Annotated in this window: 14 protein-coding genes; 6 read left to right on the top strand and 8 right to left on the bottom strand. The window is 70.0% G+C overall.

All coding sequences use genetic code 11. The features are described from left to right. Positions 1-156: 156 nt before the first annotated feature. A complete protein-coding gene (locus B842_RS10135; protein WP_040086495.1) occupies positions 157-837 on the top strand; it encodes a hypothetical protein in 681 nt (226 codons plus the stop codon). A gap of 45 nt (positions 838-882) precedes the next feature. Here the strand turns inward: B842_RS10135 and ndk are convergent, their stop codons facing one another. Continuing rightward, positions 883-1,293 carry a nucleoside-diphosphate kinase gene (ndk, locus tag B842_RS10140; RefSeq protein WP_040086496.1) on the bottom strand — a complete coding sequence of 137 codons (411 nt, stop codon included), beginning with the start codon at positions 1,291-1,293 and terminating at the stop codon, positions 883-885. Positions 1,294-1,351: 58 nt separating this feature from the next. After that, positions 1,352-1,660, bottom strand: coding sequence for a hypothetical protein (locus B842_RS10145; protein ID WP_040086497.1), 309 nt, complete (start codon positions 1,658-1,660; stop codon positions 1,352-1,354). Positions 1,661-1,724: 64 nt separating this feature from the next. Here B842_RS10145 and B842_RS10150 point away from each other — a divergent pair, with 64 nt between their 5' ends. The 3 genes from B842_RS10150 to B842_RS10160 are packed head-to-tail and all read left to right on the top strand — an operon-like array spanning position 1,725 to position 3,499. After that, a complete protein-coding gene (locus B842_RS10150; protein WP_040086499.1) occupies positions 1,725-2,747 on the top strand; it encodes a pirin family protein in 1,023 nt (340 codons plus the stop codon). Beyond that, positions 2,748-3,044, top strand: a complete 297-nt coding sequence (locus tag B842_RS10155; RefSeq protein ID WP_040086500.1) for a GNAT family N-acetyltransferase — start codon at positions 2,748-2,750, stop codon at positions 3,042-3,044. Then, on the top strand, positions 3,041-3,499 hold the full coding sequence (locus B842_RS10160) for a carboxymuconolactone decarboxylase family protein (protein ID WP_040086501.1): 459 nt from the start codon (positions 3,041-3,043) through the stop codon (positions 3,497-3,499). Before B842_RS10155 ends, B842_RS10160 begins: the two co-directional genes overlap by 4 nt. Before the next feature lie 41 nt (positions 3,500-3,540). Here the strand turns inward: B842_RS10160 and B842_RS10165 are convergent, their stop codons facing one another. From B842_RS10165 to B842_RS10180, 4 genes are all read right to left on the bottom strand, one after another. Then, complete coding sequence (locus B842_RS10165) at positions 3,541-4,236, bottom strand: DUF559 domain-containing protein (RefSeq protein WP_156119502.1); 696 nt, start codon at positions 4,234-4,236, stop codon at positions 3,541-3,543. A gap of 320 nt (positions 4,237-4,556) precedes the next feature. Continuing rightward, positions 4,557-4,988, bottom strand: a complete 432-nt coding sequence (locus B842_RS10170; protein ID WP_040086504.1) for a DUF4233 domain-containing protein — start codon at positions 4,986-4,988, stop codon at positions 4,557-4,559. After that, the gene (gene folC / locus B842_RS10175) at positions 4,985-6,430 is read right to left on the bottom strand and encodes a bifunctional tetrahydrofolate synthase/dihydrofolate synthase (protein WP_373277284.1); all 1,446 of its coding nucleotides are present in this window, start codon (positions 6,428-6,430) and stop codon (positions 4,985-4,987) included. The genes B842_RS10170 and folC overlap by 4 nt, the downstream gene beginning before the upstream one ends. 107 nt (positions 6,431-6,537) lie before the next feature. Then, positions 6,538-9,255, bottom strand: a complete 2,718-nt coding sequence (locus B842_RS10180; RefSeq protein WP_040087594.1) for a valine--tRNA ligase — start codon at positions 9,253-9,255, stop codon at positions 6,538-6,540. Between the two features lie 59 nt (positions 9,256-9,314). Here B842_RS10180 and B842_RS10185 point away from each other — a divergent pair, with 59 nt between their 5' ends. Together B842_RS10185 and B842_RS13260 are read left to right on the top strand one after the other, a co-directional pair. Then, complete coding sequence (locus B842_RS10185; RefSeq protein ID WP_040086506.1) at positions 9,315-9,998, top strand: MerR family transcriptional regulator; 684 nt, start codon at positions 9,315-9,317, stop codon at positions 9,996-9,998. 17 nt (positions 9,999-10,015) lie between these two features. Continuing rightward, on the top strand, positions 10,016-10,612 hold the full coding sequence (locus tag B842_RS13260) for a hypothetical protein (RefSeq protein WP_052437883.1): 597 nt from the start codon (positions 10,016-10,018) through the stop codon (positions 10,610-10,612). Here B842_RS13260 and B842_RS10195 read toward each other — a convergent pair whose 3' ends face one another. Together B842_RS10195 and B842_RS10200 are read right to left on the bottom strand one after the other, a co-directional pair. Further along, complete coding sequence (locus tag B842_RS10195) at positions 10,613-12,100, bottom strand: Hsp70 family protein (protein ID WP_040086507.1); 1,488 nt, start codon at positions 12,098-12,100, stop codon at positions 10,613-10,615. A gap of 45 nt (positions 12,101-12,145) precedes the next feature. Then, positions 12,146-13,123 (bottom strand): malate dehydrogenase, encoded by a 978-nt coding sequence (locus tag B842_RS10200; RefSeq protein ID WP_040086509.1) that lies wholly within the window; start codon positions 13,121-13,123, stop codon positions 12,146-12,148. Positions 13,124-13,150 lie beyond the last annotated feature (27 nt).

Below are 13,150 nucleotides of genomic sequence, written 5' to 3' on the forward strand. Positions count from 1 at the left end.
GCGAGGTGTCCTCGCCGCCGCCGCACAGGGGCCGTCCGCAAAATTCTTCTTCGGGTCTATTCATTTGTGCACTTCTCCGGGCCACGCTCGGCGCAGCCCGCGCTCCATTGTGGCACACCCCGGGCCACACGGGCAGGTTCCGCTACGGTGGCGGACATGCGCAGCTCCCTGTTCCCCGCCCGGGCGACGGTTCCGTTCAGCTTCGGCATCGGCGCGGTGTTCACGCTCATCCACATGGAAATGTTCCTGGCTGCGCTGGTGGTGTTCATCGTCGCCGCCGGAATCGCCCTGGTGGCGTTGCCGCGGGACGCGTGGTCCCCGGGGCTGGACATGAAGACCACCGCCGACACGGACTTCACCCGCCGGGACCATCTGCGCCTGCTCGTACCCGGCGCGCTGGTGTTCATTCCCGGCACCTGGGTCGGGGGAGCCGGGTGGCCGCTGTACTTCCTGGGTGTCTCCGGCCTCATGATGCTGAGTTTCCGCGCCGCGAACCGCCGGACCGCCGCGATGGGGCGGCGCCGCGCGCAGAAGGTGCTGGAGTCGACGTCGCTTGCCGACGCCACCCTCCCCCGCCTCACCACCGCCGACGAACACCGCGACGTGATCCGTGCGTTGGCCGACATGGGGGCCGTCGACGGTATCCGGGCGCGCACGTGGCTGCTGGCGAAGGAACTGGGGCGGGACGTCGGGAAGCTCAGGGCCGAGGTGGGGGACCTGGAACGCGACGGACTGGTGTCGGTGAGCACCGTCGACGCCGGCGCCGACATCTCCCGGCACCTGGTGGAGCTGACCCCCGTGGGGGTGCGGGTGCTCACGGAACTGTCCCGGAGATGACGAAGGGCCGCACCCCCGTGACGGGGATGCGGCCCTGCCGGAACCCTAGAGGTTCGGGAACCAGATGTTGATCTCGCGCTCGGCGGACTCCGGGGAGTCGGAGCCGTGGACGACGTTCTCGCCGACGGTCAGGGCGAAGTCACCGCGGATGGTGCCCGGGGTGGCCTTGGAGACCGGGTCGGTGCCGCCGGCCAGCTGACGCCATGCCTCGATGGCACGCTCGCCCTCGACGATGCCGGCGACCAGCGGAGCGGAGGTGATGAACTCGACGAGCTCGCCGAAGAAGGGCTTGTCGGCGTGCTCGGCGTAGTGCTGCTCGGCGGTGGCGCGGTCCGCGACGCGCAGGTCCAGAGCGGCGAGCTTGAGGCCCTTGCGCTCGATGCGGGCGATGATCTCGCCGACGTGGCCGTTCTTGACGCCGTCCGGCTTGATGAGGATGAGAGTGCGTTCAGTCATGGTTGGAGAGTGTACCGGAGTCCCCTCCCCGGGGCGCGGGAAGGCTGTGGGACCCGCGTCACTTCAGTTCCTGCACCGCCGCGCGGGCCGTCTCGGGCGTGGCGTCGCGGAACCACAGCTGGACCTGGCGGACGGCTGCACCCTCGTCGCCGCGGTCGAGCATGCCGCGGAGGGTGGTGCGCTTCTCCTCGTCGAGTTCGATCGGCGCGGCCTCCCGCCCGGCTGCCGCGGCCTTGAGGCCGAGGACCAGGAAGGCCCCGGCGAGCAGCAGTGCGATGACGGAGGTGAGGTTGGGGGCGCCGGAGAACTTGAACACGAGCGCCGCCACGCACAGGGCGGCGGCGAGTCCGAGGTAGAGAGCACGCATGGCGCCAGCCTAGTGCGGTCAATGGTTGGGTACATGTCAACATCTTCTCTGGTAAAGTGGCCTCATGTCCGTCACCGAACAGAACTCGGAGGAGCTCGTCCTCTCCCCGACCACCCCGCACTGCACCGACGGTGCCAAGGTGGAGATCATCACCTCCCGCGCGGTCCCCCTCGGCGGCCCCCGCGCCATGACCGTCCGCCGCACCCTCCCCCAGCGTCAGCGCAGCCTCATCGGCGCGTGGTGCTTCGTCGACCACTACGGCCCCGACGACGTCTCCGTCACCGGCGGCATGGACGTCGCCCCGCACCCCCACACCGGGCTGCAGACCGTGTCCTGGCTCTTCGAGGGCACCATCACCCACCACGACTCCGGCGACCACCACGCCGTCGTCCGCCCCGGCGAGGTCAACCTCATGACCGCCGGCGCCGGCATCTGCCACTCGGAGGTCACCACCCAGGCCACGACCACCCTCCACGGCGTCCAGCTGTGGACCGTGCTTCCCGACGCCCACCGCCACGGCCCCCGCCGCTTCGACCACCACGCCCCCGAACCCGTGCTCCTCGACGGCGCCCGCGCCCTCGTCTTCCTCGGCTCCCTCCTCGGCTACACCTCCCCCGTCCCCACCTTCAGCCCCCTCGTGGGGGCGGAGCTGCGGCTGGAGGCGGGGGCGTCGATAAGCATCGACGTGGGCCCCACCTTCGAGCACGGACTGCTTGTCGACGCCGGCGACGTCGACCTCGAGGACGTCACCGTCGCCCCCAGCGAACTGGCGTACACCGGCATCGGCGAGGAACGGCTGCGCATCCGCAACAACGGCTCCACCGAAGCCCGCATGCTGCTCATCGGAGGCGAACCCTTCGAGGAGGAGATCATCATGTGGTGGAACTTCATCGGCCGCACCTACGAGGAGATCGAGCAGTACCGCCAGGAATGGCAGGACGAGGACGAACGCTTCGGCGTCACCGAGGGCTACATCGGCCGCGACCCCGCCGGTCTCAGCCGCCTGCCCGCCCCGGCGCTGCCGCACGCCAGCATCCGCCCACGGAAGAACCCCGCCCCCATCGCCCGCCCCGACGAGAGGATCTGAATGGTCACCCACGGACACAACCAGTTCATCATCCACGCCGACGGACAACGCGTCGGCCACACCGACTACCGCGACCACGACGGAGAAAGACTCTTCTACCACACCGAGGTCACCCCCGAATTCGGCGGCCGCGGACTCGCCGGCCAGCTCATCTCCGATGCACTCGCGCAGACGGATCTGCCGATCGTCGCGATCTGTCCCTTCGTTCGTGGTTGGCTGGAGAAGAACGACCACGACCACACCTGGCGCAAGCCCACCCCCGCCGACATCACCTGGCTGCAGAAGGAGCTCCGATGACCCGCAAGGCCCCCTACCTCGACAAGTTCTACCCCGAGGTCTACAAGTCACTGACCGAGGTGTCCCGGAAGCTCACCATGCTCTACCCGGACGTCGACCTGCCCAAGTCCCTCATCGAACTCATCGCCGTCCGCGTGAGCCAGATCAACGGCTGCGGCACCTGCCTGTCCATCCACGTCCCCGCCGCCCGCAAGGCCGGCGTCCCCGAGAACAAACTCGACGCCCTGCCCGCCTGGCGCATGGTCGACGAATTCACCGAGAAGGAGAAGGCCGCCCTCGAACTCGCCGAGACCCTCACCCTCCTGCCCAAGGACCGGGACAACTCCCGCGCCGCCCTGCCCGCCTGCCAGGTATTCGCCGAGGAACAGGTCGCGGCCCTGGAGTGGTCGATCATCATGATCAACGCCTTCAACCGCGTGTCCATCGCGTCCGGGCACCCGCTGCTGTCGCGCTAGCGTCGCGCCGGAGGCAGGCGGGGACGCCCCTCGCTGCACGATCAACGCATCCCGATCGCGCCCGGCTGCCTCCACACCACGTGCCACCGCCCCATCAGCTCCACCTCCCGCTCCTCACCCCGGATCACCGCGACGATGAAGTCGACCACCCTCTCCAGGTGCAGGTCGACACAGATGTCGGAGAAGCTCAGGTGCCGGTACCCGCGGGCGGTGGCGTCGTTGGCCTTCCAGTAGTCCTTGATCTGCACGTCGATGGCGTTGTGGTGACGGTGACCGTGGACCTCCACGATCAGCTTCGCCGGCTCGTACACGCCGTCCCGGAAGTAGTTGCCGATGAGCCGGTTGTTCTCGAAGGCGTAACCACGCCGCCGCAGCGCCCGGAAGAGCACGCGCTCCGTCTCGGAGTCCGTGCCTGTCGACGCCCGGTTCACCCGCTCCCGCAGCACCTTCGGCACCCTGCCGAAGTCACCCAGGTCCTTCTCCAGCCTCCCGCGGGCGTCGCGTCCCGTGTAGTGCCGTTCAATCAGCCCCACCGCGTACTGGCTCCTGCTCTCGGGGATGTCACGGGCGGCGCGGAGCGGGGTGGCCACCCGCAGCCCGTCCATGAGCTCCCACGGGCGGTGCGCCGCCCGGATGACCGTGACCAGACCGGTGGACCGGAAGGTCCTGTTGCGGGCCACGAGCACGGTGACCGGGGTGGTGATCCGGTGGCCGTTCCGCAGCTGCCCGGCGGTCATCCCGGTGAACACGAGGTCGGGCCGCTGATGCTGCAGGGCGCGGAGGAGGAACTTCCCGTGCGGCCGGGAGGTGGTGTACAGACCCGGGACGACGCGGTGCAGCGTTCCGCGGCGGACCAGGGTCCGGATGTTCTGGGGGGCTGATGTCGGCGTCGGCGAGCTCCCTGGTGGTGAAGATGGAGCGTCCGGTGGGTAGGTGAACCATGTCCTCTTAGACTCCGCCGGACCCGGGAAGGTTCCGTGCGGCAACCGGAAGATGCCGCGAGGCCCCTCCCCCGGTGTGCGGGGAGGGGCCTCGCGGTACGTATTGGTTGGCGGCCCTACAGGTGCTGCGTGGTCAGCCAACCGCGCTTCATGCGCTCGATGAGCGTGGAACGCAGATGCAGCAGGTACCACCACACGATGATGAAGATGATCGCCACCATCACCGCGGAGTAGTGGACGAAGAAGCCGCCCACCAGCAGGATGACCTGCAGCGCCAGGTTGACCGGCAGGGCCCAGCTGAACCGCTGCAGACCGGACATCAGGACGTGCGCCACACCGACGACAGTGATGAACACCCAGTTGAAGGTCGTCCAGTAGGCGCCGTCGTTGACCTTGAGGATCACGGTGAGGATGAGCAGGATGGTGATCGCCTCGAGGAACAGCGTGCCGGCCATGACGCCACGGATGCCCTTCATCGGGTCCTTCTCCGGGGCGTGGCCGGGGCCGAGGGGGCTGACCTCGGGCTGGTCTGCGGGGGTACGACTCATGCGGGGTCCTTTCCGAACAGTGTGCGTGCCTCGCCCGCGGTGACCACGGAACCGGTGACGACGACTCCGGCACCCGACTGGATGTCCGCGTCCTCGGCCAGCTCCACGGCCAGCGCGTAGGCCCCGGCGAGGTCGTCGTCGACGTGGACGCGCTCCTCACCGAAGATCTCACGGGCGTGCTCCGCCAGATCGTACGCGTCGAGGGCACGGGGGCTGGAGTTCTGCGTGATGACCACCTCGGAGAGGTAGGGCTCCAGGGCCACCAGGATACCGCGGGCGTCCTTGTCGTCGAGGACGCCGACGACGCCGATGAGGCGGTTGAACTCGAAGTCACGGTCCAGGGCGGCACCGAGGGCAGCGGCGCCGTGCGGGTTGTGGGCGGCGTCGATGAAGGTGGTCGGCGAGGTGCGGACGCGCTCAAGGCGGCCCGGGGACTGCACCTGCGCGAAACCGTTGCGCACCGTCGCGATGTCGAGCGGACGGCCGGCGCCGGCCCCGAAGAAGGCCTCCACCGCAGCGAGCGCCACGGCGGCGTTGCGGGCCTGGTGCTCGCCGGAGAGCGGCAGGAAGATGTCCTCGTACTCGCCGCCCAGGCCACGCAGGGTCAGCTGCTGCCCGCCGACGGCCACGGCGGCGGAGACGACACCGAACTCGGCTCCGGCGCGGGCGACGGCGGCGTCCACCTCGACGGCGCGCTGCAGGATGACCTGCATGGCGGCGGGGTCCTGCTCGGCGACGATCGCGACGTTGTCCGGCGGGCTGAGCAGGTCGTCGGTGTCCCAGCGGGACTTGATGATGCCGGCCTTCTCCGCGGCGATCTCCTCGATGGTGTCGCCGAGGTAGTCGGTGTGGTCCATGCCGACGGGCATGATGACGGCCACGTCCGACTGGATGACGTTCGTGGCGTCCCACGTGCCGCCCATGCCGACCTCGACGACGGCGACCTCGACGGGGGCGTCCGCGAAGGCGGCGTACGCGAGGGCGGTGAGCACCTCGAACTTGGACATGCGGATGCCGGTCTTCTCGTCGACAAGCTCGACGTAGGGCTGGATCTCGCGCCACAGGCGGACGTAGTCGCGCGGGTGGATCGGGAGGCCGTCGATGCCGATGCGTTCGGTGACCAGCTGCAGGTGCGGGCTGGTCGTGCGGCCGGTGCGGCGGTGGAAGGCGCGGAGCAGCGACTCGATCATCCGCACCGTCGACGTCTTGCCGTTGGTGCCGGACACGTGGATCGCCGGGAAGGAGTTCTGCGGGGAGCCCAGCAGGTCCATGAGCATCTCGATCCGCTCGAGCGAGGGGTCGATCTTGGTCTCGGGCCAGCGGGTGTCCAGCTCCGCCTCGACGGCGGCGAGTTCCGCGAGGTCCTCCGGGGTGATCTCCACCGGCTGCGGCTTCTCGACGTCGCCGAGCTCGATGTTCAGCTTCAGGCCCTGGTCGGTGATCTCGACGGCGTCGTTGACGTCGGCGAGGTCCTCCAGGTCCTCGAGGTCCTCGTCGTCGGCGGCGTTGTTGAGGATGTCCTCGATCTCGTCGTGCCGGTCGTCGGCGGTCACTTGAGGGCCTCCAGACGGGCGGTGATGCGCTCGACCTCCTCCTGGGCGACCTGCTGACGGGTGCGGATCTTGTTGACGACCGCCTCCGGCGCCTTCGCCAGGAACGCCTCGTTGCCGAGCTTCTTGGCGGTGCCCTCGAGCTCCTTGTGGGCGGCGGCGAGGTCCTTCTCGAGTCGCTTGCGCTCCGCCTCGACGTCGACGGTGCCGGAGGTGTCCAGCGCCACGGAGATGGTGGCCTGGGAGAGGCGCAGCTCGATGGAGGCGGACTCCTCGAAGCCCTCCTCCGGGGCGGTGACCCGGGCCAGGGCGCGGACCAGGTCCTCCTGGTTCTGCAGGTCGGCGGCGGCGAAGTCGATGGCGGCCGGGACCGGCTGGGAGGGCTTGACGCCCTGGTCGGAACGGAAGCGGCGGATCTCGGTGACGAGCTTCTCGGCGTCGGCGATGCGGCGGACGGCGACCTCGTCGGTGGCGGCACCGTCGTTGGTGTCCGCGGCGGTGGGCCACGGGGCGGTGACGATGGTCTCCTTCTCCGTCAGGGCCTTCCACAGCACCTCGGTGACGAAGGGCATCGCCGGGTGCAGCAGGCGCAGGACGACGTCGAGGACGCGGCCGAGGACCAGCTGGGTGTTGGCGCCCTGGCGGGTCTCGCCGTCGCGCGGGATCTGGGTCTTGGCGATCTCCAGGTACCAGTCGCAGACCTCGTCCCACGCAAAGTGGTAGAGCTCCTCGTTGGCCTTGGCGAACTGGTAGTCGTCGAGGAACGCGTCGACGGTGGAGCGGACCTCCTCGAGGCGGTCGAGGATCCAGCGGTCGGCGTCGGTGAGCTCCTCACGCGGCGGCAGGTCGCCCACCTCGGCGCCGTTGAGCAGCGCGAACTTGGTGGCGTTGAAGAGCTTGGTGGCGAAGTTGCGGGAGGACTGGGCGGCGTCCTCGCCGACCGGCAGGTCCACGCCCGGGTTCGCGCCGCGGGCCAGGGTGAAGCGCAGGGCGTCGGCGCCGTACTCGCGGACCCAGTCCATCGGGTCGATGCCGTTGCCCAGGGACTTGGACATCTTGCGGCCGTGCTCGTCGCGGACGAGTCCGTGGAGGAAGAGGTCGGTGAAGGGGACCTGCGGACGGCCGTCCCTGCCGGTGCCGAGGATCTCCGGGGTGATCTTCGCGGCGAAGGTGCCGAACATCATCATGCGGGCCACCCAGAAGAACAGGATGTCGTAGGCGGTGACCAGCACGGACGTCGGGAAGAACTTGGCCAGCTCCGGGGTCTTCTCCGGCCAGCCCATCGTGGAGAAGGGCCACAGGGCGGAGGAGAACCAGGTGTCCAGGACGTCGGGGTCCTGGGTGTAGCCCTCCGGGGCCTGCTCGTCGGGGCCGACGCAGACGATCTCGCCCTCCGGGCCGTACCAGATCGGGATGCGGTGGCCCCACCACAGCTGGCGGGAGATGGTCCAGTCGTGCATGTTGTCGACCCACTCGAAGTAGCGGGGCTCCATCGTCTGCGGGTGCACCTTGGTGTCGCCCTCGCGGATGGCGTCGCCGGCCATCTTCGCCAGCTCCTCGACCTTGACGAACCACTGCAGCGACAGGCGCGGCTCGATGGCTTCGCCGGAGCGCTCGGAGTGGCCGACGGAGTGCAGGTAGGGGCGCTTCTCCTCGACGATGCGGCCCTGCTCGGCGAGTGCCTCGCGCACGGCGACGCGGGCCTCCTCGCGGGTCAGGCCGTCGAACTGGGTGCCGGTATCGCAGATGCGGCCGGTCTCGTCCATGATCGTCGGCATGTCGAGGTCGTGGCGCAGGCCGATGGCGTAGTCGTTCGGGTCGTGCGCCGGGGTGATCTTCACGGCGCCGGAGCCGAACTCGGGGTCGACGTAGTCGTCGGCGACGACGATCATAGACAGGTCGTCGCGGAAGGGGTGCGGCAGACGGGTGCCCACGAGGTGGGCGTAGCGCTCGTCCTCGGGGTGGACGGCGATGGCGACGTCGCCGAGCATGGTCTCCACGCGGGTGGTGGCGACGACGACGTGCGGCTCATCGTCGTTCATCGAGCCGTAGCGGAAGGAGATGAGCTCTCCCTCGACGTCCTTGTAGACGACCTCGATGTCGGAGACGGCGGTCTCGAGCACCGGGGACCAGTTGACCAGGCGGTTGGCGCGGTAGATGAGGCCGCGGTCGTAGAGCTCCTTGAAGATGGTCTGCACGGCGCGCGACAGGCCCTCGTCGAGGGTGAAGCGCTCGCGGGACCAGTCGACTGAGTCACCGATGGCGCGCATCTGGTCGGCGATGGCGCCGCCGTACTCCTCCTTCCACTCCCAGACCTTCCCGATGAACTCCTCACGGCCGTAGTCGTAACGGTCCTTGCCCTCGGTGCGCTTGAGCATCTTCTCGACCTTCGTCTGGGTCGCGATGCCCGCGTGGTCCATGCCCGGCAGCCACAGCACCTCGTAGCCCTGCATGCGCTTGCGGCGCACGAGGGCGTCCATGAGGGTGTGGTCCAGCGCGTGACCCATGTGGAGCTGGCCGGTCACGTTCGGCGGCGGGAGCACGATGGAGTAGCCCGGCTTGTCACTCTCCGGGTCTGCCGTGAAGTGTCCGGCGTCGACCCAGCCCTGGTAGATCTCAGCCTCCACGGACTGCGGATCCCAGGACTTCGGCAGTGCGTCAGCTCGGTTCTTACCCATCAACATCTTCCCCTCGGTCTGGTCGTTCACTCGGACCATCATAGCCCCTGCATGTCCAGGCTTGACCCTCACGTGACGTCATGGTTGATGCTGGTGCCATGAGAATCTCCGAGGTCGCCCGCGCCGCCGGCTGCTCCGTCCGTGCCGTACGCCACTACCACGCCTCCGGCGCGCTGCCGGAGCCCCCGCGCACGGCCGGCGGGTACCGGGACTACGGTCTCGGCGATCTGGCGGCACTGCTGCGCGTCCGCGCGCTTGTCGACGCCGGCATCACCCTCGCCGACATCCGTTCCGGCTCCCCCACCCTTATCGACGCCGCCCTGTCCCGCATCGACTCCCAGCTCGCCGCCCTCCGTGCGCAGCGCTCCCGCCTGCTGGCCCTGCAGGCCGGGGAACGCGGGCTGCCCGCCGACCTGCGCTCCGGGATCCGGGACCTGCTCGGGGACCACGACTACACGCGGATGGAGATCGACGCCCTCGACCTCATGGGGCTCAGTGGCGTGGCCACCGCGGAAACGTGGGAGGTGCTGCGCCGCAACCTCGCGGACCCGGCGCGCCGCGCGGAGGCGCTGCGGCTGCGGGACCTGTGGGAGGAGCTCGGGGAGACGGCGCCCACCGGGGCGGCGGCGGATGAGCTCATCGCCGAGCTGCGCCCGCTCACCGGACTGGTCCACGGCGTCGTCGACACCCTCACCCCGGGGGATGTGCCGCTGGGTGTCCGGGACGTCGCGACGCGTGGGGCCCAGGCCCGGGCGCTGGCGGAACTGACGGGTGCGCTGTGAGGCGGGCACTTCCCCTTGTGGCCCTCGCCGTGGCCGGCCTCGACGCGTGGCTGTGGTGGTCCGCGCGGCGGGGGATCCGGCCGACGCAGGCCCTGCCCGCGCTGCGGCTGTTCGTCCACGAGGCCCGCGCCCTGGCCGACCTGTGTCGACTGGGGCGCGGGCGCGTGGTGGTCCCGGAGGGGGCGGTGGCCCTGCCCGCCCGGCGCGGCTGGTGGCAGCTGCCCGCGATGCTCACGGTGGCGATGGTCATCGAGATCGTCGCCGTCGAGCTGCTGGTGCCCTGGCCCCTGGCCCGCCTGCTGCTGCTCATCGCGTCGCTGTACTCGATCCCGCTGCTGTGGGGCTACCTCGCCGGGCGGATCGTCCACCCGCACTACCTGGGCGCGGACCTCGTGCTGCGGGAGGGGCGGCGGGAGCTGCTCCGGGTGCCCGCCGACGAGATCGTGGCGGTGCGGGCGGTGCGGGGGTTCGCGGCGGAACGCGGGGGCGTCGGGAAGCAGCTGGTGCTGGGCGGCCCCGAGGGGACCAACGTGGAGATCCGGCTTGCCGACGGCCGCTCGGTGGCACTGTGGCTCGATGAGGGCGCGGGTGCGCTCCCGGACGTGCCCCCGTGATCAGCCCGCCACGGAGACCGTGGCGGTGACCTCGAAGCCGTCGTCCGGGCAGTGGATGCAGATCGACGCGATGCCGTTCGGGTCGATCGTCACGGTCTCGATGATCTCGGGGCCGTCCTCGCACCGCTCGACGGGCACGGCGGCCAGCTCGGCCTCGGAGAGGTCGCGGAGCGCCGGGTCGAAGGGGACGATGACCTCGGCCAGGAGGGTGAGGTCGCCGGGCTGCTCGGCGTCGGACTCCAGGGCGGAGTACTCCACGTAGCGGAACCAGCCGACGTTGTGGGCGGCGCGGTAGCGGCGGGTGACGGTGATGGTGTCGTCGGCCTCCGCCTGCGCCTCGGGTCCGACGAGGGCGTCGAAGCTGACGGCCGCGCCGGCGTCCCGCTCGCGGAACACGCCGATGCCGCGGGAGAGGCGGTCGCTGAGGTGGTAGAGGGAGTCCGGGTCGGCGGCGATCGCCAGGCCGACGGCCGTGGAGGCGGTGGGCAGCGGCGAACGGTGCACGCGGCGGCCGAAACGCTCGCGCAGCATGCGCGGGACGAGCGGCAGGGCGCTGGCGCCGCCGACGAGGTAGACGCCGGCGATGTCGGTGTCGGCGAGGGAGTCCTCCACGCCGATGAGCGGCTGCATCGCGTCGAGGGTCTGGTCCACGAGCGGGGTGACCGCCTCGTAGTACTCGGAGACCGGGACGATGACGTCCTCGTCGCCGAGCTCCATGACGATGCGGCGGGACTGCGGCTTGAGCTGCTCCTTGGCGGTGCGGGCCTCGTCGAGAAGCGTCTGGCGGGCGCGGCGGCCGAAGACGTCGTCGGCGCGGCCGGCGGTGGCCAGCGCCAGGTCGGCGAGGGCCTCGTCGAAGTCGTCGCCGCCGAGGCGGGAGATGCCGAGGGAGGTCTCGACGATGTGCTCGGGGCCGTCGAGACGCATGAGGGTCACGTCGAAGGTGCCGCCGCCGAGGTCGTAGACGATGATGCTGGAACGGCGGGCGGTGAGGGTGCGGGCGTGACGGTGGGTGTACTCGAAGGCGGCGGCGGAGGGCTCGTGGACCATGCCGATGACGGTGGCGCCGGCGCGGGTGAAGGCGTCGAGGGTGAGCAGACGCTGCGCGGAGCGCGCGTTCGCCGGGACGCCGAGGACGATCTCGATGTCCTCGTCGCCGGCGTGTTCACGGAGCTGCCGCATAACGCCGTCCGCGAAGGTCGTCAGCACGTCGCCCAGCGGGCGTTCCTCCTTGCCCAGCCGGACGGGGGTCTCCGCGGTGACGGTGCGGGAGGTCAGCAGACGCTTGAAGGAGCGGGTGAGGGTCGGGCCACCTACCGCCAGCGCCTCCCAGCCACCGACCAACCGTTCACCATCCAGCGCGACGACCGAGGGGATGTACTCCCGTGAGTCGCCGTCCGTGTCCGTGACGTTGACGACCGGGTAGTTTCCCCGGTCGACCGCCGCAATGACGGTACGGGTGGTTCCGAAATCAATCCCGAAGCGCATGTTCCTGAACACTACCGGGATTGGCGGCGGATGCGAGTTGACGCGCTAAGGAAGCAGGTCAGCGACTGCGTCACGCTCGGCCTTGAGCTCCGCGACGTTCCGGGCGATCATCTCGCGCTGGAAGTCGTTGAGCTCGAGGCCCTGGACGATCTCCCAGGAGCCGTTGCGGGAGACGGTCGGCAGGCCGGCGACGAGACCCTCGTCGATGCCGTAGGAGCCGTCGGACGGCAGGGCGGCGGAGGCCCACCGCTCAGTGCCCTGGACCCAGTCACGCATGTGGTCCACCGCGGCGGAGGCGGCGGAGGCGGCGGAGGACTTGCCGCGGACCTCGATGATCTCGGCGCCACGCTTCGCGACGCGCGGGATGAACTCGTTGACGTACCAGTCATGGTCGATCTTCTCGATGACCGGCTCACCCTTGACGGTGGCGAAGGTCACGTCCGGGAACTGGGTCGCGGAGTGGTTGCCCCACACGACGACGTTCTCGAAGTCGGTGGTGAGCACGCCGAGCTTCTCGGCCAGCTGGGACAGCGCACGGCTGTGGTCCAGGCGCATCAGCGCGGTGAAACGCTCGGCCGGGACGTCCGGGGCGTTGCGCTGGGCGATCAGGGCGTTGGTGTTGGCCGGGTTGCCGACGACGAGCACGCGGACGTCGTCCGCGGCGCGGTCGTTGATGGCCCTGCCCTGCGGGCCGAAGATGCCGCCGTTGTTCTTCAGCAGGTCGGCGCGCTCCTCGCCTGCACCGCGCGGCTTCGCGCCGACAAGGAAGGCGGCGTTGGCGCCGTCGAAGGCGACGTCGGCGCTGTCGGTGACGGTGATGTTGCGCAGGAGGGGGAAGGCGGAGTCGTTGAGCTCCATGGCCACGCCCTCGGCGCCGCGTACGGCGGCCGGGATCTCGAGGAGGGTGAGCTCGATCGGGGTGTCGCGGCCGTAGACGTCACCTGCGGCGATGCGCCACAGGAGGGAGTAGGCGATGTTGCCGGCGGCACCGGTGACGGCGATCTTCACGGGGTTCTGGGTCATGCGGGATCCTTTCGAGCGGTCTAATGC

The sequence above is a fragment of the Corynebacterium humireducens NBRC 106098 = DSM 45392 genome, assembly GCF_000819445.1.
Taxonomy (GTDB): domain Bacteria; phylum Actinomycetota; class Actinomycetes; order Mycobacteriales; family Mycobacteriaceae; genus Corynebacterium; species Corynebacterium humireducens.